A 24,201-nucleotide genomic window follows, 5' to 3' on the forward strand; every position below is an offset into this window, starting at 1 on the left:
ACGCCTGCCATGATCGTCCCGTGGAGCTGCCCTGGGTCATCGAGACGCGCGCCGCGCGCACCCGTCGCCGCAACCCGGTCTGGGGCATCCTCGCGCTCATCGCCGCGGTGCTGTGCGGGGCGATGCTGCTGCTGTGCTTCGGCATCGCCGTCGTCGACCTCGACGGGCTCGTCGTGTGGCTCCTGCCGCTGTGGGGCATCTTCACGCTGCTCGGCCTGTGGTTCGCGATCGCGGCGCTCGCGAAGCGCGGCACCGCGAACATCACGATGGCAGCGATCGCCGGCGGCCTGCTCGTCATCTCCAACCCGGTCGTCTTCCTCATCATCGGCTTCGCGCTCGGCCTCCTGCAGTAGACGGCTGCGGATGCGGTGGCATCCTTGGTCGCATGGCGACGGCGCCGCAGTTCCAGATGCCCGACGAGGACCCGGCCCTGCCGGAGCGCGCCACCTCCCGCCGGGCGATGATCGCGGTCGCGCTCGTCGCCCTGCTCGTCGGCATCGCGGGCACGCTCGGCGTGCAGGCTCTGCTCGAGCGGAACGGCCCCCGCTCCGAGCAAGCGGCGCGCGAGGCGGTGCTCGACTACCTCGAGGCGATCGCGACGGGCGACGACGAGGCCGCCGACGAGGCGCTGCTCCCGTCCGCCGAGCGCGCCGCCGCCCTGCCGAGCACGATCGCTCGGGACGGTCGGCTCCGCTCGCCCCGCGTCGCCGCGGTCGAGCTCGGCGACGGCACCGCGAGCGTCGACGTCACGTACCTCATCGCCGAGCGCACGGTGCTGCGCGAGATCGACGCCGTCTACGCCGACGGCGCGTGGCGCATGCAGCGCACCCTCGCTGAGCCGGTCGCGATCGCGACCGCCCTCTCGGTGCCGGTGCAGATCGACGGCATCGGCGTCGTGCCCGCGACGCGCAGCCTGCTGCTGCTGCCCGGCAGCCACGCGATCGCGCCGATCGACGCCCCGCTCGTGGCGATGCCGGCCACGTCGTTCGAGACCGACGGCGACCCGCGCTCGCGCGTCGCGGTCGATCTGACGCCGACCCTCACCGATGCCGCGATCGACGCGCTCGAGGCCGCCGGTCGCGACTTCGTCGCCGAGTGCGTCGCAGCCCGCTCGTGCGCCCTGCCGCCCGCCTTCGACGCGTCCCAGCTGCCGCGCCCGATCGTCGTGCCCCGCACCGGGCAAGCCGGCGAGGTCGCCGTGCAGGTGCCGATCGCGTCGGGTGAGGTGGGCACGTCGCTCGAGGTCGTCGGCTTCATGGACCCGACGCTCAGCGCTTTCGAGAGCATGCGCTGCGCGCTCGCCGGCGCCGAGCCGCGCAGCTGCGGCTGACGCGGCGGAGGAGTGCGGATGCCTCCGCGCGCCTGCCCGGGCGGGCGACGCAGCGCTCGTAGCATCGGGCGATGCTCGAAGAACTCCTCGCAGAGGCCGACCAGCGCGCGCCCCGCACGCCGCGCGCCGTGCGCGACCGGCGGGCCGCCCGCCTCGGCGCCATGTCGCTGTGGCTCATGCTCGGCGCGCTCGTGCTGCAGGGCATCTCGCTCGTGCAGCAGCTGAGCTACCTCTTCGCACCGCGACCGGGCGAGCTGCCCGTGCTCGTCGTCGTGCTCGTGCTCGCCGTCGCGGCCGGCCTCGGCGCGGTCGTCGTGGGCTGCCTGGCTGCGAGGAGCGCGGATGGGCGACGCACCGGCGTCTTCGGCGCCGCCCTCGCGCTCGGCTTCCTCGTGCTCTTCGGCGCGGCGAGCTGGTTCGGCTGGGGCTTCCTCGGCGCGCTCTCCGCGCCCATCTGACCCGCCTTCGTAACGATTCGCGCAGCGCGGGCGCGAACGGCGCATCCGACCGCCAGGATGGTCGCGTGTCGACGGAGATGCCCGAGTTCGAGATGCCCGACGTGGTGCCGCCGCCCCTCCCGGCGCCCGATCCAGGCACGCTCGCACCGGCCGCCGCGGCCCCGACCGCGGTCGGCGAGAGGGAGCTGACGGCGGAGCCCGCGCTCGAGGCCCCGCCGATCCCGCCTCGACCGCGCGTCGTCTGGCGGCACGTGCTCGCCGCGGCGCTCGTCGGGGTCATCGCGGGGGCCGCCGTGCCGGCCGCGCTGCAGGCCTTCGACCGGGCTGCAGCGGCGGCCGAGATCGATGGTGTGCGTTCCCTCGCCGCCGACTACCTCACCGCGATCGCCGAGGGGCGCGCCGATGATGCGACCGCCCTCGCCCCGTCGGCGGCCCGGACGCCGCTCGCGCCCGCGGCCGTCCTCGCAGCGGCTCGGCCGATCGAGCGGACCGAGGTGCGGCTCGTGCACCTGGAGGGCGACCGGGGCTCCGTGGAGGTGCGCTACCGCGTGGGCGGCTCCGACACCTTCGGCTCGCTCGACGTCGAGCGTCGCGACGGCCGCTGGCACCTCGCGACGACGCTCCTGGAGCCGGTGAGCGTCTACAGCTCCGACGATCGATCGACGCTCACGATCGCCGGCATGGCCGTCGAATCCGGCAGGGTGCTCCTCTACCCCGGCGTGTACGTGCCCGAGAGCGACGCAGGCCCCGTGCTCGTCTCTCGAGCCGAGAGCTTCGTCGTGGATGGCGACCCGCGCACGCCCACCGAGACGTACCGCATGTCGGAGCTCGCGCCGGAGCTGTCGGAGCTCGCCGCGGCGCACGCCCTCGCGGCCGTCGCGGCGTGCCAGCGCGCCGACGCGTGCGAGGTTCCCGCCGGCGAGACGCTGCGAACGACCGATCAGGTGCACGTCGTCTTCAGCGACCTCGAACGCGGCCGGCTCGACCTCAGCGTGCCCCTCTCGCCGGAGTCGCCGACGGGCACGTGGCTCGACCTGCAGGTGCGGCTGAGCGTCGACGCGGACGGCCGACCGCTCGATTGGCTCTGCGGACGACCGGGGCGGTTCGACGGCGACCTCTCGCCCTGCCCCGCGATCGACTGAGCCGCATGGATGGCGATGTGCACGATCGCGAGCCGGTCCACGGCATCCCGGAGTTCGAGATGCCGCCGGAGGTGTCGCGTCCCGAGCCCGTCGGCGCCGCGCGCGATGCGCCCCGCGTCGACGGGGCAGCGTCGGCCCCCGCGCTCGAGGAGCCCGCGCCGGCACTGATCGGGCGCCGTCGCGTCGGCTGGCGCCACGTGATCGCCGCCGGCGTCGTCGGCGCGCTCGTCGGCGCCGCGGTGCCCGCGACCCTGCAGACGCTCGACCGCGCCGCGGTCGCCGACGACGTCGAGCGGCTCCGCGCCGTCGCCGCCGACTACCTCGCGGCGGTGGCCGAGCGTCGCGCCGACGAGGCGACGGCGCTCGTGCCGCTCATGCAGGGCACCGAGGCGGCCGCGATCGCGCCGGCGGAGCTGCTCGCCGCGGCGCGGCCGATCGAGCAGCCGGAGGTGCGGCTCGTGCACATCGACGGCGACGTCGGCACCGTCGAGGTGCGCTTCCGGGTCGGCGGCCGCGAGCACGCGCGGTCGCTCGACGCGGAGCGGATCGACGGGCGGTGGGCGCTGCTGACCTCGCTCGCCGAGCGCGCGACCGTGCAGCCGTTCGACAACGGCCTGCCGGTGTCGATCGCCGGGGTCTCGCTCACCGAGCGCCAGGTGCGGCTCTACCCGGGCACGTACGAGCTCGACCTCGTCGAGGGACCGGTCTTCGTCGTCGGCGGGGAGCGCCTCGCGATCGACGGCGACCCGCGCACGCCCACAGAGATCCACGTCGAGCGCCGGCTCGCCGAGCCGCTCGCCGAGCTCGCGGCCGACTTCGCGATCGCCGCGGCCGCCGAGTGCCAGGCAGAGGGGTCGTGCCCGATCGCCGACGGCGCGCTGCTCGGTACCCCCGAGAGCGCGTACGTGCGGTCGATCGATCCGGACGGCAGGATCCAGCTCGGCGTGCCGCTCGTCGCGACGGCGGGCACCACCTCCTCGTGGTTCGAGCTCTCGATGCGGCTGGCGGTCGACGACGAGGGCCGCCCGCTCGAGTGGGAGTGCGGGGTGCCGGGCGCCGCCGACGGTGCTCTGGCCCCGTGCCCGACCCTGGACTGAGCCGCCGAACCCACCGCTTCCCGCGCGATCGCGACGGGTGCATCATGAGCGCATGGCGGGCGAGATGCCGCAGTTCGAGATGCCGCCGCCGGTGGCTCCGAGGGTCGGCGCCGTGCCGCTCGCGACGCCCTCGCCACCCGCGCCCGAGGTGCGCGAGCGCGCGATCGAGCCGGATGCATCCGCACCCGTGCGCGCGAGCCGCGCGTTCCTGCTCAAGCACGTCGCGGCCGCGGCGCTCGTCGGCCTCGCGATCGGCGCCGGCGTGCCTGCGGCGCTCGAGGCCGCGGAGCGGACCGCTGCCGGCGCCGCGGTCGAGAGCCTCCGCGCGACCGCGCTCGACTACGTCGACGCGATCGCCGAGGGCGACTCGCGCCGGGCGAGCCAGATGGTGCCCATCCGCGGCCTCGCCTACGCCGCGCCCCCGGAGGTGCTGCGCTCGGCCCGCCCGATCGAAGTGCCCGAGGTCGAGGTCGTGCACATCGAGGGCGACCGAGGCACCGCGGAGGTGCACTATCGCGTGCGGGGCGTCGACGTCTTCCGCACGCTGCAGGCCGAGCGAGTCGACGGCGCGTGGGAGCTGCGAACCTCGCGCATCCGCTTCGACGATCGCGTGCACGTCGCGGGCGTCGACCCCGTCGCGCGCACCGTCGACCTGTCGGTCGGCTTCATGGCGCTCGACGAGCCAGGCCGCGAGGCGTTCGACGTGCAGGTGCGCATCACGCTCGACGAGCACGACCGGCCCGAGCGCTGGGAGTGCGGTGAGCCGGGCTGGTTCGGCACCGCGCTCGAGGCGTGCGGCTGACCCGCGCAGGCGGCGCTGGGTAGGCTGGCCGAGTGACCATCTCGCCCCTGTTCGATCCCGCCGAGTGGGGCGATGCGGAGCCCGGCTACGACGACATCACGGTGCACCGCTCGCGCGACGGCCGCATCGGCCGCGTCGCCTTCGACCGGCCCGAGGTGCGCAACGCCTTCCGGCCCCACACCGTCGACGAGCTGCACCGCGCGCTCGACGGCCTGCGGCAGGACAGCCGGGTGGGCGTCGTGCTCCTCACGGGCAACGGCCCGAGCCCGAAGGACGGCGGCTGGGCCTTCTGCTCGGGCGGCGACCAGCGCATCCGCGGCCGCGACGGCTACCGCTACGCCGAGGGCACCGACGCCGGGTCGATCGACCCGGCGCGGAGCGGTCGCTTGCACATCCTCGAGGTGCAGCGCCTCATCCGCTTCATGCCGAAGGTCGTCATCGCGGTCGTGCCGGGCTGGGCGGCGGGCGGCGGCCACTCGCTCCACGTCGTCTGCGACCTCACGATCGCGAGCGCCGAGCACGCGCGGTTCAAGCAGACGGATGCCGACGTCGGGTCGTTCGACGCCGGGTACGGATCCGCGTACATGGCGAGGCAGACGGGGCAGAAGTTCGCCCGCGAGGTGTTCTTCCTCGCCCGCGAGTACAGCGCCGACCGTGCCCTGCAGGCCGGCGCGATCAACGCATCCGTGCCGCACGCCGAGCTCGAGTCGACCGCGATCGAGTGGGCTCGCGAGATCCTGACGAAGAGCCCGACGGCGATCCGGATGCTGAAGTTCGCGTTCAACGCCGTCGACGACGGGCTCGTCGGGCAGCAGATCTTCGCCGGCGAGGCGACCCGGCTCGCGTACGGCACCGACGAGGCCGTCGAGGGTCGCGACTCGTTCCTCGAGAAGCGGGAGCCCGACTGGTCGGGCTACCCGTGGCACTACTGAGCTGAGAACGAACGGACGACCGAGCACGAGAGGAGAGCGATGACGATCGTCGTGGAGACCAGCGGGTCGAGCGGCAGGCCGAAGCGCGTCATCATCTCCGATGAGGCCGTGCGGGCGTCGACCGAGGCCGCGATCGAGCGGCTCGGCGGGGCGGGCCAGTGGGTGCTCGCGCTGCCGGAGCAGTACATCGCGGGCAAGAACGTCATCTGGCGCAACGCCGTCTCGGGCGCGCCGCTCGTGCGCACCGAGGGCGCCTTCACCGCGGAGGCGTTCGTCGAGGCGGTGCAGAGCCTCGAGCACGAGCGGAAGTACACGTCGCTCGTGCCGACGCAGCTCGCGCGGCTCGTCGACGCGGCCGCCCTCGACCGCTCGTTCATCGGGCCGATCGCGCGGCTCGACCGCATCCTGCTCGGTGGGCAGCGCGCGCCGTTCGGGCTCATCGAGCGCGCCGCGCGGCTCGGTTGGCGCGTCACCCGCACCTACGGCGCGACCGAGACGGTCGGCGGATGCGTGTGGGACGGCCGGCCGCTGCGCGACGTGAAGCTGCGCCTCACCGACCAGATCGAGATCGCCGGCCGGCAGCTCGCCGACGGCTACGACGACCCTGCGCTCACCGAGCAGCGCTTCGTCGTCGACGGCTCAGGCACCCGCTGGTACAAGACGGGCGACGCCGGCAGCCTCATCAGCGGGCTGCTGCAGGTCTCGGGCCGCATCGACGACGTCATCAACTCCGGCGGCATCAAGGTGTCGCTCGCGGCGGTCGAGCACGTCGTGCAGACCTTCGCGCCCGACGCGGTCGTCGTCGCGGCGCCGCACCCCGAGTGGGGCGAGGTGCCGGCGGTCGTGACGACGCTCAAGCCGTCGCTCGCCGAGATCCGCGCGGCGGTCGGCAACGCGCTCGGCAAGCCCGCGCGCCCCAACCACCTCGTGACGGTGTCGGTGATGCCGACCACGGCATCCGGCAAGCCCGACCGCAAGCGCCTCACGCGGCTCGTCGCGAGCCGCACGCAGGAGCGGCGCCGGGGGCTGTTCGGCTGAGGCGCGCGCCTTCGCGGACCCGATCTCGCTGCGGGGGCCCGAGATCTCGAGTCCGTGCGTCGAGATGGGGTCCGCGGAGCGGGTCGCCGAGCCGACCGAACCCGCGCTCGCCGACTCGACCGCTTCTCGCCGAGCCGACCCGTTCTCAGCGGGACGCTCCGCCGAGCCGACCCGTTCGCGCCCAGTGGACCCGCTGCAAGGGCTCCGGTCGGCTGGAACGGGTCGAGTCGGTGGGCGGCGGCCCGGTCGAGCGGTGCGCGCGGCGACTACCATCGGAGGCGATGGCCAACCCCCGCTCCGGCAACCCCGCCAATCGCGCGCAGCACGCCGGCACCGCTCCTTCGCCCGCGACCGCGCGCGACTGGATCGCCGCATCCCGCCCCCGCACGCTCGGCATGGCGGTCGCCCCCGTCGCGCTCGGCACCGCGGCCGCGTTCAACGCCGAGGGCTACCACCTCGGCATCGCGATCGCGTGCCTGCTGCTCGCGATCTGCATGCAGATCGGCGTGAACTTCGCGAACGACTACTCCGACGGCGTGAAGGGCACCGACGCCGTGCGGGTCGGCCCGGGCCGACTCGTCGGCGCCGGCAAGGCCGCGCCCGAGGCGGTGCGGAACGTCGCGATCGGCTTCCTCGCCGCGGGCGCGCTCGCCGGCATCGCCGTCGTGGTGCTCAGCGGCCGGTGGTGGCTGCTCGCGGTCGGCGCCGTCTGCATCGTCGCCGCGTGGGGCTACACGGGCGGCAAGCGGCCCTACGGCTACTACGCGCTCGGCGAGCTCATGGCCTTCCTCTTCTTCGGCCCGGTCGCGGTGTGCGGCACCGTCTACGCGATGCTCGGCCGCGTCACCGACGACTCGATCGCGCTCGGCATCGCGATCGGCGCGATCTCGGCCGCGCTCATGCTGTGCAACAACCTGCGCGACATCGACACCGACCGCGCCGCCGGCAAGCGCACGCTCGCGACGCTGCTCGGCCGCGGCCCGTCGAAGGCGCTCTACGTGCTGCTCATGCTCGTGCCGTTCGGCATCCTGTGGGTGTTCTCGTACGCGCTCGCCTACGGCTTCGTCGTCTTCGCGGTGCTGCTGCTCGCGGGTCCCGCCATGGTCATCGTCATCACCGCGCGCACGCCGCGCGACCTCATCACCGCGCTCGGCCTCACGGGCGTGACCGCGCTGCTCTACGGCGTCGGCCTCGCGGTCGCGATCTGGGGCGGCCCGGCCGGCTTCGTCGGCGCCTGACGCGCCTGCCGCCGGCATCGCCGTCGGTGGGTGATGATGGATGCGTGCCGTCACCGATGCCGGAGTTCGAGATGCCGTCCGCGCGCCCGACGGTCGAGGCCGAGGTCGACGACGAGCCGCACTCCGAGCACGCCGGTCTCGACGCGGCGCCGCGTGACGACGACCGGTCGGTCGAGGGCGCGCGGCGCCGCCGGCTCGTGGTCGGCGCCGTGCTCGCGGCAGCGCTCGCGGTCGTGGCGCTCGCGGTCGGCATCGCACAGGCGGTGCAGCGCCACGCGCACAGCTTGGCGAACGAGGCCGTCACGGCGGCGGCCGCCGACTACCTGACGGCGATCGCCGAGGGGCGCGGTGACGACGCGAGCGCGCTCGTGCCGGTCGAGGGAGATGCGCCGCTGCTGACCGACGCGGCACTTGCCGACGCCGAGCGGATCGACCGCTTCGGCGTCGGGGCCGTCGAGCTCGATGGCGACGCCGCGACCGTCGAGGTCTCCTACCGTGCGGGCCAGCGCTCCGCCGAACGCCGCCTGCAGGCAGTGCGCGAGGGCGACGGGTGGCGCATCGTGACGAGCCTCGCCGAGCCTGTGCGCCTCGATGCGATGCAGTCCGTCGCGCTGCCGGCCTACCTCGGCGTCGACCTCGGCGGTGACAGCCCGACGCTGCTCTACCCCGGCGTCTACGCCGCCGACCCTGTCGAGCACGCACTCGTCGACTTCGGGCCGCTCGCGCTCGTCGTCGACGGCGATCCGAGCACGTCGGTCGTCTCGGAGCCGCGCGTCTGGCGAGTCGACGAGGAGGTCGTCGAGGCCGCGCGCGAGCGGGCGCTCGCGCATGCGCTCGCCTGCGGTGCCGTCCAGGCGTGCCCGCGCGGCGGCGCGGGAGCGACGCTCGGCGACTTCACGAGCATGGCGCCCGTCGCAGGCGGCATCGTCGAGCTCGACGTGCCGGTGAGTGTGCCGGGCGCCGCGGGCGACGTGCGCGTCGCGGTCCGTGCGCGCGCCGACGGGGCGGGCGGCATCGACTGGGAGTGCAGCGGTCCGGCCGTGCTCGATCCCGCGGGCGAGGAGCACGCGTGGGAGGCCTGCCGCTGATCGCGCGGGCGTCAGCGCGTCAGGGGCGCGGCTCGGATGCGTCGTGCCCGTCGGCCGCGTCGGTCTGGCGGGCGGGCGGCGCCTCGGGCGCCGCGTCGGCGAGGTCCGCTCGAGCGGCGTTCGCGTCGACCGCGCCCGCGTCCGCGTCGCGCGCGACGCCCGCCGTCGGGGCAGCGCCCCCAGCGCCCGCGTCGAGCACCTCGTCCTCGATGTCGGCGTCGTCGGGACCGGCGCCCTCGCGCTTGCGCCCCTGACGCATCCGCTGGAGGTCACGGGCCGCCTCGTCGCGCAGCTTGCCGAAGAACACGATCGACGCGGCGAACGCGAACGCGAGCGCGACGAGCAGCGAGATCGGCCACGGCACGTCGGCGATCATCAGCAGCGCGAACGGCACGAGGAACAGCGCAGCGCGCACGACGAGGTAGCGCATCGAGGGGCCCATGCGCTCAAGTCTAAGAGCCGCGCCATAGGGAAGAGGCCTAGGGTGGGTGACATGAGATGGCTCATCCTCGGCGGGATACTCGCCCTCGTGGTGACGGTCTACGCGCTCGTCGACCTCACCGTGACGGACGACCGCCGCATCCGCCGTCTCAACCGCGTGCTGTGGGTCGTGCTCATCGTCGTCGTGCCCGTCTTCGGCCCGATCGCCTGGCTCGCGTGGGGCAAGGGCCCCCGCTCGGCGGCGCGCCCGATGGCACCCGACGACGACCCGTCGTTCTCGCGCTCGACGCTCGTCTCCGACGAGGAGGCCGATCGCCGCATCGCCGAGCTCGAGGCGCAGCTCGCCGCGCTCGACGACGAGGACCCGCGCACCCCGCCCGCACCGAGCCCCGCCCCGACCGACCGGTCGTGGGCCCCGACGCCGGGAACGACCCCGACGACTCCGACGGGTCTGGCCGTCGCTCGCCCGATGACGGCGACGCGGCGCGTGCCTGACGCCCTTCCCGCAGCCGCCTACGCCGACCGGCTTGTCGCCGCGCTCGCCGACGCGGGCGTCGGCGACATCGTCGTCTGCCCCGGCTCGCGCTCGCAGTCGATCGCGCTCGCCGCTGCCCGCCTCGCGCGCGAGGGCGCGCTGCACCTGCACGTGCGCATCGACGAGCGCTCGGGCGCATTCCTCGCGCTCGGGCTCGCGCGCGAGACCCGGCGCCCCGTCGCGATCGTCGTGACGAGCGGCACCGCGCTCGCGAACCTCCACCCCGCGATGCTCGAGGCGCACCACAGCGACGTGCCGCTCATCGCCATCACCGCCGACCGGCCGACCGAGCTGCACGGCATCCGCGCCAACCAGACGACCCGGCAGGCGGGCATCTTCGGGGACGCGGCTCGCGTCGTGCTCGATGTGGGAGCGGATGCGCTGTGCGAGCCCGAGGACGACGCGGTCAGTGCCGTCCGTGCCGCGCTGGGCTGGCGTGACCGCGAGCACACCGAGCCCGGCCCCGTGCAGCTCAACATCGCCTTCCGCGAGCCGCTCTCGGGCGGGGCGCCGACGCAGCATCGCCGCGTCGAGCGGGTCGAGCGGCCGCAGATGCCGAGCGCGACGCTCCTGCCCGCGCCTCGCACGGTCGTGATCGCGGGCGCCGACGCGGGCGCCGCAGCGGTCGACGTCGCCGAGGCGCTCGCGGCGCCGCTGCTCGCCGAGCCGACCTCCGGCGCTCGCTTCGGCCGGCTGCTCGTGCCGCACGGCTGCGACGTCGTGCCGCAGCTCGCCGACGAGGTGCGGCGCGTCGTCGTGCTCGGCCACCCGACCCTCTCGCGCTCGGTGACCGGCCTCATCCGTCGGCCCGACGTCGAGGTCGTCGTGCTCGGCCGCGCCGGGCAGGACAACGTGCGCGGCACCGGCGTCACGCGCGTGCTCGCCGGGCGCATCGAGGTCGAGCCCGCTGAGCCCGACGACGCCGATCGCGCGTGGGTCGAGCGCTGGCTGCACGCGGGCCGCGCGCTCGCCGACGCGCGCGATGCCGAGGCGGCGCCCGACTCGGAGCTCACGCGCGCCGACTACGCGCGGGCGGAGCTCGCGGAGGGGCGCACGCCCATCAACCGCCGCGAGCTCGTGAGCCAGGTGTGGGACCGCACGTGGCCGCACGACCGGCTCGTCGTCGCGGCGTCGCGGCTCATCCGCGAGCTCGACCTCGTCGCCGGCCCGAAGGCGGTGCGCGCCCACGCCAACCGCGGGCTCGCCGGCATCGACGGCACCGTCAGCACCGCATCCGGCATCGCCGTCGCGCACGAGCGCGAGAGCGCCGGCGGCATCACGCGGCTGCTCATCGGCGACCTCGCCCTGCTGCACGAGGCAGGCGGCCTGCACGTGCCGCCCGGGGAGGAGCGGCCGCGGCTGCAGATCGTCGTCGGCAACGACAACGGCGGCAGCCTCTTCGAGCTGCTCGAGGTCGCCGGCAGCGCCGACCCCGGCGACTTCGCGCGCGTGCAGCGCACCCCGCACGACGTCGACCTCGAGCACCTCGCGGCCGCCTACGGCTGGCCGTTCGAGCGCGTCGTCGACCGCGCCGGCCTCCGGAGGGCCCTGTCGCAGCCGAGACCGGGCATCATCGAGGCAGTGCTGGAAGGGGGCGCGGATGCGCAAGGGCTCTGACACCGTCATCGACGGCTCGACGCGGATCGTCATCACCGGCGGCGGCAGCGGCATCGGCCGGCTCGTCGCGCTCGCGGCGGCGCGGAAGGGCGCCCACGTCGTGCTCTGGGACCGCGACGAGCGAGCGGCGCGCGCGGTGGTCGCCGAGATCGACACGGAGGACGGCCGCGCGACCGCCGTCGTCGTCGACCTCACCGACGCCGACGCGATCGAGCTCGCGGCCGCCGAGACGCTCATGCTCGGCCCCGTCGACGTCGTCGTCAACAACGCGGGCGTCATCTCCGGCAAGCCGCTCGCCTCGCTGAGCGTCGCCCAGATCGAGCGCACGATGCGCGTCAACGCGATCGCGCCCATCCTCGTCACGCGCGCTTTCCTGCCCGCGATGCGCGACGCGGGCCGCGGGCGCATCGTCACCGTCGCGAGCGCCGCCGGCTTCATCGGCGTCGCGGGCCAGACCGACTACGCCGCGAGCAAGTTCGCCGCGGTCGGCTTCATGGAGTCGCTGCGCGCGGAGCTGCGCAAGGAGCGCTCGCCCATCACGACCCTCACAGTCGCGCCGTTCTACATCGACACCGGCATGTTCGACGGCGTCACGACGAAGGTGCCGGCGCTGCTGCCGATCCTGTCGCAAGCGCGCGTCGCGACGCAGATCCTCGCCGCGATCGAGTCGCGGCGCACGCTGCTCGCGCTGCCGCCGCTCGTGCGCCTCGTGCCGGCGATCAAGGCGCTGCCGACCGCGCTCGGCGACCTGGTGGCGGATGCGCTGGGCGTCAACGAGGGGATGGACGCGTTCCGCGGTCGGCAGGCCACGCACCGCGACGGCGAGCGGGCGCTCCGCTGATGCGCTGGCCGTGGCAGCGGCGGCAGCAGCCGGCGCCCGTCCTCCAGGCCGAGCCGCCGCGCGAGCGGTGGGCGCTCCCGCGCACGCTCATCGTGCTGATCTCGGTGATCGCCGTCATCGCCGTGCTCATCGCCTTCAACCAGGTCGCATCCTTCGTCGCCCCCGTCTTCCTCGGCCTCAACCTCGTGATCGCCGTCATGCCGCTGCAGCAGTGGCTGCTGCGCATCGGGGCGCCGAGGGTGGTCGCGGCGCTCGCGTCGATGCTGACGGTCTACGGCTTCCTCGTCGCGCTGCTGTGGTCGATCTACTGGTCGGTGCAGTCGCTCATGACCGAGCTGCCCGGCTACTCGAGCGAGTTCAACCGGCTCTACCGCGAGACGCTCGCGTGGCTCGAGACGCTCGGCGTCTCGGAGGACGAGGCGCTCCAGCAGCTGCGGAACGCCTTCAGCCCCGGCGCGATCGCGAGCACCGTCGGCGCGCTCGCCTCGGACGCGGGCGTCGTGCTCGGCTTCGTCGCGACCCTCTTCGTCGTCATCTTCTTCCTCGCGTGGGACTCGATGCGGCTGCCCGACCGCATGCAGCGCATCGCGATCACGAACCCCGACCTCGTGCGCGGCGTCGACCGCTTCGCGGCCGGCGTGCAGCGCTACTGGGTCGTCACGACGCTGTTCGGCCTCGTCGTCTCGGCGCTCGACCTCGTCGCCCTCACGGCGCTCGGGGTGCCGCTCGCGCTCGTCTGGGCCGTCTTCGCGTTCGTGACCAACTACATCCCGAACATCGGCTTCGTGATCGGCACGGTGCCGCCGACGCTCATGGCGCTGCTCGCGAACGGCCCGCTCAACGCGCTGCTGACCGCGATCCTCTTCAGCGTCATCAACTTCGTCATGCAGTCGCTCGTGCAGCCGAAGGTCGCGGGCGACGCGGTCGGGGTGACGCCCGCGACCTCGTTCCTGTCGCTGCTCGTGTGGGCGTTCGCGCTCGGACCGGTCGGCGCGCTGCTCGCGCTGCCGGCGACCCTCGCCGTCAAGACGATGCTCGTCGACCCCGACCCGCGGCTCGGGTGGATCAGCAAGCTCATCTCGAACAAGGTCGACGCGGTGCCGCCGGGCAGGCTCGGCCGCGCCGTGTCGCCCGGGGTGCGGCCTCGCGATCAGCGGCCGCCCACCGCGGCGGTCCCCATTCAGGAGCCGCCAGCGTCACGGGGCTAGTCTCGCGCAATGACTGCGATCACCGACGCGCTGCGCATCACCGGTCCCGTCGACCTGGCGAGCGTGAGCCCCGCATCCACCCCCGGGTTCGACGGCCGCAAGGCCGACGGGCAGCGGGCGCTCGAGGCGGGCGCCGAGCGCCTCGCCGAGCTGCAGGAGCGGCTCTTCGCCGAGAGCACCGCGGGCGGCGAGCGCTCGGTGCTGCTCATGGTGCAGGGGATGGACACCTCCGGCAAGGGCGGCATCATGCGGCACGTGATCGGGCAGGTCGACCCGCAGGGCGTGCGCATCAAGGCGTTCAAGGCGCCCACCGAGGAGGAGCGCAGCCACGACTTCCTGTGGCGCATCGAGCGCGAGCTGCCGGCGCCGGGCATCATCGGCGTCTTCGATCGCTCCCACTACGAGGACGTGCTCATCCACCGCGTGCGCGGCCTCTCGGCGCCCGATGTGATCGAGGAGCGCTACGGCCGCATCGTCGAGTTCGAGCGGGGGATCGCCGAGCGCGGCATCTCGCTCATCAAGGTGATGCTGCACGTCTCGTTCGAGGAGCAGGGCACGCGGCTGCTCGAGCGCCTCGACCGGCCCGACAAGCACTGGAAGTACAACCCGGGCGACATCGACGAGCGCGAGCACTGGGATGCCTACATGGAGGCGTACGAGATCGCGATCGCCCGCACGGCCACCGAGCAGGCGCCGTGGCACGTCGTGCCCGCCGATCGCAAGTGGTACTCGCGGCTCGCGGTGCGCGAGCTGCTGCTCGAGGCACTCGAGCGCATCGACCCGCAGTGGCCGCCGGCCGACTTCGACGTGGCCGCCGAGCGCGCCCGGCTCGTCGGCGCGGGCGGCACCCCCGCCAGCTGACCGCGAGCCCGCCCGCCCTCGAGCGGTCAATTCCCCGCCTGAGCGGTCAACTCCGCGCGTGAACGGTCAACTCCGCGCGCGAGCGGTCAACTCCGCTCGCGAACGGTCAACTCCGCCCGCGAGCGGTCAACTGCGTGGCGGAGCAGCCGCCCGCCGGCCGGCCGACCGCTCACATGACGAACTGACCACTCGCACACCGACGTGATCCTTCGCACACCGAATCGACCGTTCACACGCGAAAGTGACCGCTCGGAAGCGGAAGTGACCGCTCACACGCGGAAGTGACCGCTCGAGCGCGGAAGTGACCGCTCGGAGCGCCGGTCAGGGGAGGGGGTCGGCGAGCGCGTCGGTGATGGGGCGCAGCTTCACGGCCGTCTCGGCGAGCTCGGCGGCCGGGTCGGAGCCCGCCACGATGCCCGCGCCAGCGAACGCGCGGATGCCCCCGTCGGCCGCGATCTCGGCGCCGCGCAGCGCGATCACCCACTCGCCGCCGCCGTCGCCGTCGATCCACCCGACCGGCCCCGCGTAGCGGCCGCGGTCGACGCCCTCGAGCTCGCGGATGAGCGCGAGCGAGGCCTCGCGCGGCGTGCCGCCGACCGCAGCGGTCGGGTGCAGCAGCGCGAGCACGTCGAGCGTCGAGCGGTCGCCGAGCGTGCCGGTGATGTCGGTCGCGAGGTGCCAGAGGTTCGGCAGCCGCAGCGGGAACGGCTCCGACGCGCGCGCATCCGGCGCGAGCTCGCGCAGCACCGCCATCGCGGAGTCCGCCGCGAAGCGGTGCTCGCGCAGATCCTTGTCGCCCGACGCGAGCGCCTCCGCGATCTCGGCGTCGCGCGAGGGCGTCGCCCCTCGCGGGGCCGTCCCCGCGAGCACGCGCGAGAAGAAGTGGCCCCGGTGCGCGGCGATGAGCGTCTCGGGGCTCGCGCCGACGACCCCGTCGACCGCGTAGGTCACCGCATCGGGGTAGCGCTGCACGAGGCCGACCGCGACCGAGCGCACATCCCCGTCAGGCGGCAGCTGCCCCACGCGATCCCGGGCGACGACGACCTTCTCGGCCCAACCGGCACGGATGCGCTCAGTCGCCGCCGCGACGACGGCGCGGTAGCGCTCGGCGTCGATCTCGCCGTCGGTTAGCTCGACGCGCACCTCCTCGACCGCGGTCGGGTGCAGGCGGCCCTCGTCGCCGATCCACGTCACCCACTCGTCGTCGCCGCGACGGCCGACGACGAGCTCCGGCACGATGAGCACGCTCGTCGCGGCCGACGCGTCGTCGAACGCGAACGCGCCGAAGGCGACGAGCCCCGTGCCCGGGACGGCGACCGCGTCGTCGACGACCGCGTCCCGCGCGACGTCGCGCCACGCATCCGCCGCGTCCGTGAAGCGCGAAGGGCCCCGGAACTCGAGCCGCATCGCGACGCCCCGGCCGACGATGCCGTCGGCGCCGCGGCGGATCGCGAGCGGCCAGCGCGGCTCGGCGTGCTCGAGCAGCCGGCCGGGCTCCGCGCGCTCGGTGCGCACGTGCAGGCTGGGCATGCACGCCAGCCTAGACGTCCGTCTCGAGGCGCCCGACCTGGGCTCAGCCCGCGCCGCCTAGGATGGGGGTGTGAGCCGAGCCGACATGCAGAAGGACCCCAACGAGGTCGCGGGCATGTTCGACGCGACGGCCAAGCGCTACGACCTGCTCAACTCGTTGCTCTCGGGCGGCAACGACAAGCTGTGGCGCATCCAGATGCAGCGCGCCGTCCGCCCGCAGGCGGGCGAGCGCATCCTCGACGTCGCCGCCGGCACGGGAGCCTCGGCCGCGCCGATGGCGAAGGCCGGCGCGCTCGTCACCGCGCTCGACATCAGCCACGGGATGCTCGAGGAGGGCCGTCGCCGCCACCCCGACATCGAGTTCGTGCACGGCAGCGCGACCGAGCTGCCGTTCGACGACGACACCTTCGACGCCGTCACCATCTCCTTCGGCCTGCGCAACGTGCAGCAGCCGCGCGCGGCGCTCAGCGAGTTCTACCGCGTGCTGAAGCCCGGCGGCCGCCTCGTCGTGTGCGAGTTCTCGCACCCGCCGGTCGATGTCGTGCGCAAGGGCTACGAGCTCTACCTGCGCACCGCGCTGCCGGGCATGGCGCGGCTCGCGAGCAGCAATCCCGAGGCCTACCGCTACCTCGTCGAGTCGATCTCGAGCTGGCCCGACCAGCACTCGCTCTCGCAGTGGATCCGCACCGCGGGCTTCACGCGCGTCGCCCACCGCAACCTCACGCTCGGCGTCGTCGCCCTGCATCGCGGCCGCAAGCCCACCGAGCAGACCGCCGCGCTGCGCCTCGCGCGCCACGCGAGCGCGGAGGAGCAGGCCGACTGATGCCGACGATCCCCGAGACCTTCGGTCTCCGCGGGCCGCGCTTCACGGCGCCCGCCGACCGCCGCGTCGTCGACCGCATCGAGGAGAGCCTCGAGTCGGTCGAGGAGCGGCTCCTCGCCCACCTGCACGTCGCCGATCCCGTGGCGGATGCGGTGACGCGCTACCTCCTGGAGGCCGGCGGCAAGCGCGCCCGGCCGCTCCTGCTGCTGCTCACGGCGCACCTCGGGCGAGGCATCGACGACCAGGTGCTGACGGCGGCGGAGCTCATCGAGATCACGCACGTCGCGAGCCTGTACCACGACGACGTCATGGACGAGGCGGAGACGCGTCGCGGCGTGCCCTCCGCGCACGTCGCGTGGAGCAACTCCGTCGCGATCCTCGCGGGCGACCTGCTCTTCGCGCGCGCCGGCAAGCTCGCCGCGCCGCTCGGCCGCGAGGTCGCCGAGCTGCAGGCGCGCACGTTCGAGCGGCTCTGCCTCGGGCAGCTGCACGAGACGCTCGGCCCGGGCGACGAGGACCCGGTCACGCACTACCTGCAGGTGCTCGCCGACAAGACCGGATCGCTCATCGCCGCCGCCGCCGAGTGCGGCGCGCTCGTGAGCGGCGCCGACGACGAGCACCGCGCGGCCCTCCGCGAGTTCGGCGAGCGCATCGGCGTCGCCTTCCAGCTCGTCGACGACTGTCTCGACCTCTCGGCCGACCCCGACACCGGCAAGGACCAGGGCAACGATGTGCGCGCCGGCGTCGAGACGCTGCCGGTGCTGCTGCTGGCCCGTCGAACCGACGACGCCGCGGCCGCGCTGCTCGCGCGCCTGCAGGATCCCGCCGACGACGCCGACCTCGCCGCCGCGGTCGCCGAGCTCGCCGCCCACGACGTCGTCGACGAGACGATGGCCGAGGCCGAGCGCTGGCAGCGCGAGGCGCTCGCGGCGCTCGAGCCGCTGCCCGCCGGCACCGTGCGGCGCGGCCTCGAGGCGTTCGCCGAGAAGGTCGTCTCGCGCACCCGCTGAGCACACGAAGTCCGGGCGGCGCGCCCGCCCTCACCCCAAGGAGAGAAGTGAGCGAACCGCTCCGCATCGCCGTGATCGGCGCAGGCCCCGCAGGCATCTACGCCGCCGACATCCTCAAGAAGGCCGTCCGCGAGGCCGGCGGCGACGTCTACATCGACCTGTTCGAGCAGCTGCCCGCCCCCTACGGTCTCGTGCGCTACGGCGTCGCGCCCGACCACCCGCGCATCAAGGGCATCATCTCGGCGCTCCGCGAGGTGCTCGAGGCGGGCGTCGTGCGGCTGTTCGGCAACGTGCGCTTCGGCGACGACATCACGGTCGCCGACCTCGAGCGGCTCTACCACGGCGTGATCTTCGCGACCGGCGCCACGAAGGACGCCCCGCTCGACATCCCCGGCGTCGAGCTGTCCGGCTCCTACGGTGCCGCCGACTTCGTCTCCTGGTACGACGGCCACCCCGACGTGCCGCGCGAGTGGCCGCTCGAGGCGAAGGAGATCGCTGTCATCGGCAACGGCAACGTCGCCCTCGACGTCGCCCGGATGCTCGTGAAGCACCCCGAGGACCTCCTGCCGACCGAGGTGCCCGACAACGTCGTCGCCGGGCTCGAGGCGTCCCCCGTCACCGATGTGCATGTCTTCGGCCGCCGCGGCCCGCTCGGGGTGAAGTTCACGCCGCTCGAGCTGCGCGAGCTCGGCGAGCTGCGCGACGTCGACATGATCGTCCACGACGAGGACTTCGGCGTCGACCCCGACGAGGAGACCGCGAAGCAGAACAAGCAGATCCTGGTGATCTCGCGCGTGCTCGACCAGTGGCGGCAGCGCGAGGTCGGCACGGCGTCGCGTCGCCTGCACCTGCACTTCTGGTCGCGGCCGGATGCGGTGCTCGGCGACGAGCGCGTGGAGGCGCTCCGCGTCGAGCGCACACGCCCGACGCCGGAGGGGCTCGAGGGCACGGGCGAGTACCGCGAGTTCCCGGTGCAGGCCGTCTACCGCGCGGTCGGCTACTTCTCCTCGCCGCTGCCGGGCGTGCCCTTCGACGAGCGCCGCGGCGTCATCCCGAACGAGGCCGGGCGCGTGATGGACGGCATCCGCCCCCTGCCCGGGATGTACGCGACCGGCTGGATCAAGCGCGGCCCCGTCGGCCTCATCGGCCACACGAAGTCCGACGCGAAGGAGACGATCGAGCAGCTGCTCGGCGACTCCAACTCGTGGTGGTCGCCCGAGCCCTTCGACCCCGATGCGGTGCCGCGGCTGCTCTCGGAGCGCGGCGTCGAGTGGACCGACATCGACGGCTGGATCCGGCTCGACGAGCACGAGATGGCGCTCGGCGAGCCCCACGGGCGCGCGCGCGTCAAGGTCGTGCCGCGCGACGAGATGGTGCAGATCTCGCGCGACGAGCGCTGACTTGGAGCCGATCGGCTGGGCGCTGATCGCGCTCGCGTCGGTCGGCGGCGGCGCGATCAACGCGGCGGCGGGCGGCGGCACGCTCATCACCTTCCCGGCGATGCTCGCCGCCGGCATGAGCCCGCTCGCGGCCAACATGACGTCGTCGATCGGCATGCTCATGGGCACGCTCGGCGGCGCGTGGAGCTACCGCGCCGAGCTGCGGCACCAGCGCCGGCGCTTCCTGGCGAACGCCCCGTTCGGGGTGATCGGCGGCGCGCTCGGCGCGGTGCTGCTGCTGCTCACGCCGTCCGACTCGTTCACCGCGATCGTGCCGTGGCTCGTGCTCGGCGCGGCGGCGCTCTTCGCCGCGCAGCCGCTCATCGCCAAGCGGCTGGGCCGCGCGCCCGACAGCGGCTTCGACACCGTCTCCACCGGCGGTTGGGCGACGAAGGTCTCGTTCGTGCTCGTCGGCATCTACGGCTCCTACTTCGGCGCGGGCGTCGGCGTCATGATGCTCGCGATGCTCGGCCTGCTCATCCACGACTCGCTTCAGCACCACAACGCGCTCAAGAACGTGCTCGCCGCGGTCGTGAACGGCACCGGCGCGATCATCCTCGCCTTCTCGCCGCTCATCCACTGGGGCGTCGTGCTCGTCATGCTCGCCGGCTCGCTCGCGGGCGGCATCGCGGGCGGCTGGCTCTCGCGCCGGGTGCCGTCGTGGGCGCTGCGGGTCGTCGTGATCGCCTTCGCGATCGGCGTCGCGCTCACGATGCTGCTCGCGTGAACCGCCCTACTGCAGCGCCGACGTCAGCCGCGCGACGTTGTCGAACAGCTGCGTCACGCGCGGTCGGGCGAGCCACGTCTCGAGCGTGAGCTCCGACGACTGCAGCCGGTAGCCCTCCGCCGTGCCCTGCAGCTGCTTGACCATCGACTCGCCCTCGATGAGCATCGACACCTCGAAGTTGAGGCCGAACGATCGCATGTCGATGTTCGACGAACCGACGACCGAGACCTTCTCGTCGAAGGTCATGAACTTCGAGTGCAGCACGGTCGGCTTCGCGAACAGCGTGATGCGCACCCCTGCCCGCAGCAGCTCCTCGTAGTACGAGCGCTGCGCGTGGTGGGTCCAGAACTGGTCGCCGATCTCGCTCGCGAACAGCTCGACCTCCACGCCACGGACTGCGGCCGACGTGATCGCGTAGCGCATCGCCTCGTCGGGCACGAAGTATGGGCTCACGATCGTGATGCGGTGCTCGGCCGCGTGCACGAGCTCGAGGAAGATGCGCAGGTTGATCTCGCCCTCGAAGCCGGGTCCCGAGGGGACGACGGATGCGTTGAGGTCGCCCTGGTGCTCGGAGCCGTGCGTCGCGAGCTCGACGAGCTCATTCGACTCGGCCCACCAGTCCGACCAGAAGAGCACGTCGAGCGCCCGCACCGGCTGACCCGTGAGCTCGATCCACGAGTCGCGCCACTGCAGGCCGCGGCGGATGTTCTTCCTCCACAGGTAGGACGGGTCGACGAGGTTGAGCGAGCCGGTGAAGCCGACCGAGCCGTCGATCACGACGAGCTTGCGGTGGTTGCGGAGGTCGGGCCGCTGCCACTGCGCGCGCCACGGCTTCAGCGGCAGCATGTCGCGCCACTCGGCGCCCATCGATTCGAGTCGGGCGATCGTCTCCTTGCGCCGCGGGTAGCGCGCGCTCGTGAGGTGGTCGACGAGCACGCGCACCGTGACCCCGCGGGCGGCGGCGCGCTCGAGCGCGGCGAAGAAGACCTCGGTGCGCTCGCTCGCGACGATGAGGTAGAACTCGACGTGCACCCAGCGCTCGGCCTCGTCGATGCGGCGGGCCATCGCCTCGAGCTGCGCGTCGAACTCGCCCCACACGACGCCTTGCGTCGGGCCGACGTGCGGCATCGACGAGAGGGCACGGTTGAGCTCGATCACGCCGCCGAGCCACGACGGCCGGTCGCGCGCGGCAGGTGCGTCGTCGATCGAGAGCGTGCTCTCGCGGATGAGCTCCTGGATCGCCGACATCTTCTCGCGCCGGGCCCGCGGCAAGCGGGTGTTGCCGAGGATGCCGAAGACGATCCAGCCGACGATGGGCTGCAGCTGGATGACGAGCAGCCAGGCGATCGCCGAGGAGGGGCGTCGGTTGTAGGGCACGACGAAGAGGGCGACGACTCGCAGCAGGATGTCGACGACGAAGTAGAGCGTGGTGAACGCCTCGGCGAGCGTCAGCTCCACGGGGACGGGGGAGTGGCCGGGCTCAGCGGAAGTTGACGAACTGCAGGTCGATCTCGAAGTCGCCGGCCTTCAGCAGCCGGATCGTCTCCTGCAGGTCGTCGCGGCTCTTCGAGGTGACGCGCACCTCGTCGCCCTGGATCTGCGCCTTGACGCTCTTGGGCCCCTGGTCGCGGATGAGCTTCGTGACCTTCTTCGCGTCCTCGCTCGAGATGCCGTCCTTGAGCGAGATCTCGATGCGGAACTCCTTGCCCGACGCGTAGGGGTCGCCCTGCTCGAGCATCTTGAGGTCGATGCCGCGCTTGATGAACTTCGACTGCACGACGTCGAGCACGGCCTTCACGCGCTCCTCGCTCGACGCCTTGAGCAGCAGCTTCTCGCCGCTCCACGCGACGTCGGCGCCGACGCCCTTGAAGTCGTAGCGCTGCTCGACCTCCTTGCGCGCCTGGTTGACGGCGTTCTCGGCCTCCATCTTGTCGACCTTGCTGACCACATCGAAGCTCGAGTCATTTGCCATAGCGCAAGCCTAGATCACCGGGTTCCTTGTGCTAACGCAAGTCGCTGAAGGAGCCCGAGGTGTTCGTCACGCAAGGGCTGCGCCGCATCGCGTACAGTCCTGCCATGGAAGCACGGCCGGCGGGGATGTCCACGCTCGGCACGCGCTGGGCACTCACGCCGCACGGTGAATGGCGTTCCAAGGGATTCCTTCGGCTGCGCGAGGAGTATGTCGAGCTTTCCCCGCAGCGTTTCCTTGACTGGACTGTGGACGGCGAGCCAATACGCGATTGGTTCGCCAGCGCCGAGGGCGAGCGGCACGAGATCACCTGGATGGTCGAGGGTTTCTCGGGGGAGGCAGCGGCGGCAGCGAGCCTGCGTGCACTGCTGGTGGACAGTCGCTCATCTCCCCGTTCAGATGTTCGGTTCGGCGACGGTCGAGTGGGGCTCCTGTACTGCCCGGGATGCTACGACCTCGCTTGCGGCGCGCTGAGCGCGGAAGTGCGGGTCACCGACGACACCGTCGAGTGGCGCGACATCACCTATCAGGATGCGATAGCGGATGAGCTCTGGGCGGAGATGCCGCGGCGGAGCGTGACGTTCGAGAGGCGTGCGTACGAAGCAACTGTTCGTGAGTTGCTGGCCACTTGGGGATAGCCGCAGGGCGGAAGCGCGCCGCATCGGTGGAGCGGGAGCCGTGCTCGAAGGGGTGGCCGATCGTCCGGGTACAGAAGTCGACCGTTAGCGTTCAACTTCATCGAACGAGGAATCTGCCATGCCCCGATCCTAGGCCGGTCGACCCAGCCGCGCGTCGCGCGTCGCGCGCCGCACCCTGCGGGAACTGTGCGCCTCGCGACCTCGCGCAGGCGCAGAATGCCGGAACTCTGCGCTCAGAGACCCGCTGAGCAGCAGAGTGCCGGAACTCTGCGGGCCGGCGGGCGCGACCGAGACGGCGGAAGCCCCGCTTCGAGGCGGGGCTTCCGGATGGTGGCGAGTGAGGGATTCGAACCCCCGAAGGCATTGCCAGCTGATTTACAGTCAGATCCCTTTGGCCGCTTGGGTAACTCGCCGAGGCCGCGCGGGCCGTCGTCCACCTTACAACACCCCCAGGCGCCGCCCCGCCCTGCTCGGCGCCGGGGCGGGATCGCTACCGTGGAGGCATGCGCGAGCTCCACGACCTCAACGTCAGCATCGCCGTCGAGGCGGCCGAGCTCGCGCGGGCCCGCCGACGCGTCGGCGTCGCGGTCGCTGCGAGCAAGTCGAGCCTCGTCGACATCGTCACCGAGGCCGATCGTGAGGTCGAGCGGCTCGTCGTCGAGCGCCTGCGCGCCGCGCGCCCCGACGACGGCATCCTGGGGGAGGAGGGCACGAGCATCCCGGGCACCTCCGGGCTCACCTGGGTGATCGATCCGATCGACGGCACCGTCAACTACCTCTACGACATCCCCGCGTACGCGGTCTCCATCGGCCTCGTCGAGGGCGACCCCGACCCCGCGACGTGGCAGCCGCTCTCGGGCGTCGTCGTCAACGCCGCGTCGGGCGAGCGCTTCGAGGCGACCCGGGGCGGGGGAGCGACGCTCGACGGCCGGCCCATCAGGGTGGCGGATGCCGTCCCGGCGGCGACCGCGCTCGTCGGCACGGGATTCGGGTACGACGCGGCCCGCCGGCAGCGGCAAGCCGCGATCGTGCAGGAGCTCATCGGCTCGGTGCGCGACATCCGTCGCATCGGCGCGGCCGCGCTCGACCTCGCGAACGTCGCCTCCGGCCGGCTCAACGCCTACTTCGAGATCGGCCTGCAGCCGTGGGATTTCGCGGCCGGCGCCCTCATCGTCGAGGAGGCCGGCGGCTCCCTGCACGGCTGGGAGGGCGAGGCGCCGGGCTCGCGGTTCCTGCTCGCGGCGCACCCGCAGGTGGCGGCCGAGATCCTCGAGCTGCTGGCGCCGCTGCCCGTCGGGGGTGTCTGACCTCTTGCCAGGTCGTTACCATTCCGTTATCTTTGATGGCTGGAGCGCGCGACAGAGCCGCTCCGCGCGTCGTTGCTCCTGACGCCCGGTCCGTGCTTTCATCGAAACCGGCGCTGGTCACGATCGCCCC

General features: G+C 73.2%; 24 protein-coding genes and 1 tRNA gene. 20 read left to right on the forward strand and 5 right to left on the reverse strand.

Features of this window, described 5'->3' with window-relative positions; all coding sequences use genetic code 11:
* The first annotated feature begins 20 nt into the window (after positions 1-20).
* From JSQ78_RS11345 to JSQ78_RS11390, 10 genes are all read left to right on the forward strand, one after another.
* Positions 21-353, forward strand: coding sequence for a hypothetical protein (locus JSQ78_RS11345; protein ID WP_211447680.1), 333 nt, complete (start codon positions 21-23; stop codon positions 351-353).
* Between the two features lie 32 nt (positions 354-385).
* Positions 386-1,330: a hypothetical protein gene (locus tag JSQ78_RS11350; protein ID WP_211447682.1), complete on the forward strand. Its 945-nt coding sequence runs from the start codon at positions 386-388 to the stop codon at positions 1,328-1,330.
* A gap of 71 nt (positions 1,331-1,401) precedes the next feature.
* Positions 1,402-1,788 carry a hypothetical protein gene (locus JSQ78_RS11355; protein ID WP_211447684.1) on the forward strand — a complete coding sequence of 129 codons (387 nt, stop codon included), beginning with the start codon at positions 1,402-1,404 and terminating at the stop codon, positions 1,786-1,788.
* 65 nt (positions 1,789-1,853) lie between these two features.
* Complete coding sequence (locus JSQ78_RS11360; protein WP_211447685.1) at positions 1,854-2,930, forward strand: hypothetical protein; 1,077 nt, start codon at positions 1,854-1,856, stop codon at positions 2,928-2,930.
* Between the two features lie 5 nt (positions 2,931-2,935).
* A complete protein-coding gene (locus tag JSQ78_RS11365; RefSeq protein ID WP_211447687.1) occupies positions 2,936-4,027 on the forward strand; it encodes a hypothetical protein in 1,092 nt (363 codons plus the stop codon).
* Positions 4,028-4,079: 52 nt separating this feature from the next.
* Positions 4,080-4,829, forward strand: a complete 750-nt coding sequence (locus JSQ78_RS11370; protein WP_211447689.1) for a hypothetical protein — start codon at positions 4,080-4,082, stop codon at positions 4,827-4,829.
* Positions 4,830-4,861: 32 nt separating this feature from the next.
* Positions 4,862-5,761 (forward strand): 1,4-dihydroxy-2-naphthoyl-CoA synthase, encoded by a 900-nt coding sequence (locus JSQ78_RS11375; protein WP_211447691.1) that lies wholly within the window; start codon positions 4,862-4,864, stop codon positions 5,759-5,761.
* Between the two features lie 39 nt (positions 5,762-5,800).
* Positions 5,801-6,799, forward strand: a complete 999-nt coding sequence (locus JSQ78_RS11380) for an AMP-binding protein (RefSeq protein ID WP_211447693.1) — start codon at positions 5,801-5,803, stop codon at positions 6,797-6,799.
* Between the two features lie 281 nt (positions 6,800-7,080).
* Positions 7,081-8,037: a 1,4-dihydroxy-2-naphthoate polyprenyltransferase gene (locus JSQ78_RS11385; RefSeq protein WP_211447694.1), complete on the forward strand. Its 957-nt coding sequence runs from the start codon at positions 7,081-7,083 to the stop codon at positions 8,035-8,037.
* 44 nt (positions 8,038-8,081) lie between these two features.
* Entirely contained in the window at positions 8,082-9,125 is a 1,044-nt protein-coding gene (locus JSQ78_RS11390) for a hypothetical protein (RefSeq protein WP_211447696.1), read from the forward strand.
* A 19-nt stretch (positions 9,126-9,144) separates the two neighbouring features.
* On the opposite strand, the gene JSQ78_RS11395 is transcribed toward JSQ78_RS11390, so the two are convergent.
* On the reverse strand, positions 9,145-9,567 hold the full coding sequence (locus JSQ78_RS11395; protein WP_211447697.1) for a DUF4229 domain-containing protein: 423 nt from the start codon (positions 9,565-9,567) through the stop codon (positions 9,145-9,147).
* A 51-nt stretch (positions 9,568-9,618) separates the two neighbouring features.
* On the opposite strand from JSQ78_RS11395, the gene menD reads away from it, so the two are divergent.
* From menD to JSQ78_RS11415, 4 genes are read left to right on the forward strand one after another with little or no spacing between them, the layout of a single operon-like run.
* Positions 9,619-11,718, forward strand: a complete 2,100-nt coding sequence (menD, locus tag JSQ78_RS11400; RefSeq protein ID WP_211447698.1) for a 2-succinyl-5-enolpyruvyl-6-hydroxy-3-cyclohexene-1-carboxylic-acid synthase — start codon at positions 9,619-9,621, stop codon at positions 11,716-11,718.
* Positions 11,702-12,559, forward strand: coding sequence for an SDR family oxidoreductase (locus JSQ78_RS11405; protein WP_211447699.1), 858 nt, complete (start codon positions 11,702-11,704; stop codon positions 12,557-12,559). Before menD ends, JSQ78_RS11405 begins: the two co-directional genes overlap by 17 nt.
* Positions 12,559-13,767: an AI-2E family transporter gene (locus JSQ78_RS11410; RefSeq protein ID WP_211447700.1), complete on the forward strand. Its 1,209-nt coding sequence runs from the start codon at positions 12,559-12,561 to the stop codon at positions 13,765-13,767. The genes JSQ78_RS11405 and JSQ78_RS11410 overlap by 1 nt, the downstream gene beginning before the upstream one ends.
* Positions 13,768-13,776: 9 nt before the next feature.
* The gene (locus tag JSQ78_RS11415) at positions 13,777-14,628 is read left to right on the forward strand and encodes a PPK2 family polyphosphate kinase (RefSeq protein WP_211447701.1); all 852 of its coding nucleotides are present in this window, start codon (positions 13,777-13,779) and stop codon (positions 14,626-14,628) included.
* A 321-nt stretch (positions 14,629-14,949) separates the two neighbouring features.
* Here the strand turns inward: JSQ78_RS11415 and JSQ78_RS11420 are convergent, their stop codons facing one another.
* Entirely contained in the window at positions 14,950-16,158 is a 1,209-nt protein-coding gene (locus JSQ78_RS11420; protein WP_211447702.1) for an isochorismate synthase, read from the reverse strand.
* A gap of 70 nt (positions 16,159-16,228) precedes the next feature.
* Here JSQ78_RS11420 and JSQ78_RS11425 point away from each other — a divergent pair, with 70 nt between their 5' ends.
* The 4 genes from JSQ78_RS11425 to JSQ78_RS11440 are packed head-to-tail and all read left to right on the forward strand — an operon-like array spanning position 16,229 to position 20,157.
* Positions 16,229-16,981 carry a class I SAM-dependent methyltransferase gene (locus tag JSQ78_RS11425; RefSeq protein WP_211447703.1) on the forward strand — a complete coding sequence of 251 codons (753 nt, stop codon included), beginning with the start codon at positions 16,229-16,231 and terminating at the stop codon, positions 16,979-16,981.
* Positions 16,981-17,991 carry a polyprenyl synthetase family protein gene (locus tag JSQ78_RS11430; protein ID WP_211447705.1) on the forward strand — a complete coding sequence of 337 codons (1,011 nt, stop codon included), beginning with the start codon at positions 16,981-16,983 and terminating at the stop codon, positions 17,989-17,991. Before JSQ78_RS11425 ends, JSQ78_RS11430 begins: the two co-directional genes overlap by 1 nt.
* Before the next feature lie 47 nt (positions 17,992-18,038).
* On the forward strand, positions 18,039-19,391 hold the full coding sequence (locus JSQ78_RS11435; RefSeq protein ID WP_211447707.1) for an FAD-dependent oxidoreductase: 1,353 nt from the start codon (positions 18,039-18,041) through the stop codon (positions 19,389-19,391).
* A 1-nt stretch (position 19,392) separates the two neighbouring features.
* The gene (locus JSQ78_RS11440; protein ID WP_211447708.1) at positions 19,393-20,157 is read left to right on the forward strand and encodes a sulfite exporter TauE/SafE family protein; all 765 of its coding nucleotides are present in this window, start codon (positions 19,393-19,395) and stop codon (positions 20,155-20,157) included.
* A gap of 6 nt (positions 20,158-20,163) precedes the next feature.
* On the opposite strand, the gene JSQ78_RS11445 is transcribed toward JSQ78_RS11440, so the two are convergent.
* Positions 20,164-21,615, reverse strand: a complete 1,452-nt coding sequence (locus tag JSQ78_RS11445; RefSeq protein ID WP_211447709.1) for a phospholipase D-like domain-containing protein — start codon at positions 21,613-21,615, stop codon at positions 20,164-20,166.
* Between the two features lie 22 nt (positions 21,616-21,637).
* On the reverse strand, positions 21,638-22,129 hold the full coding sequence (locus tag JSQ78_RS11450) for a YajQ family cyclic di-GMP-binding protein (RefSeq protein WP_211447710.1): 492 nt from the start codon (positions 22,127-22,129) through the stop codon (positions 21,638-21,640).
* Between the two features lie 59 nt (positions 22,130-22,188).
* On the opposite strand from JSQ78_RS11450, the gene JSQ78_RS11455 reads away from it, so the two are divergent.
* Positions 22,189-22,764, forward strand: coding sequence for a hypothetical protein (locus tag JSQ78_RS11455; protein ID WP_211447711.1), 576 nt, complete (start codon positions 22,189-22,191; stop codon positions 22,762-22,764).
* 328 nt (positions 22,765-23,092) lie between these two features.
* On the opposite strand, the gene JSQ78_RS11460 is transcribed toward JSQ78_RS11455, so the two are convergent.
* Positions 23,093-23,177 (reverse strand) — tRNA-Tyr (locus JSQ78_RS11460).
* 90 nt (positions 23,178-23,267) lie between these two features.
* On the opposite strand from JSQ78_RS11460, the gene JSQ78_RS11465 reads away from it, so the two are divergent.
* Positions 23,268-24,071, forward strand: a complete 804-nt coding sequence (locus tag JSQ78_RS11465) for an inositol monophosphatase family protein (RefSeq protein WP_211447712.1) — start codon at positions 23,268-23,270, stop codon at positions 24,069-24,071.
* The last annotated feature ends 130 nt before the right edge of the window (positions 24,072-24,201 follow it).

The sequence above is a fragment of the Agrococcus sp. Marseille-Q4369 genome (genome assembly GCF_018308945.1).
Classification (GTDB): Bacteria; Actinomycetota; Actinomycetes; order Actinomycetales; family Microbacteriaceae; genus Agrococcus.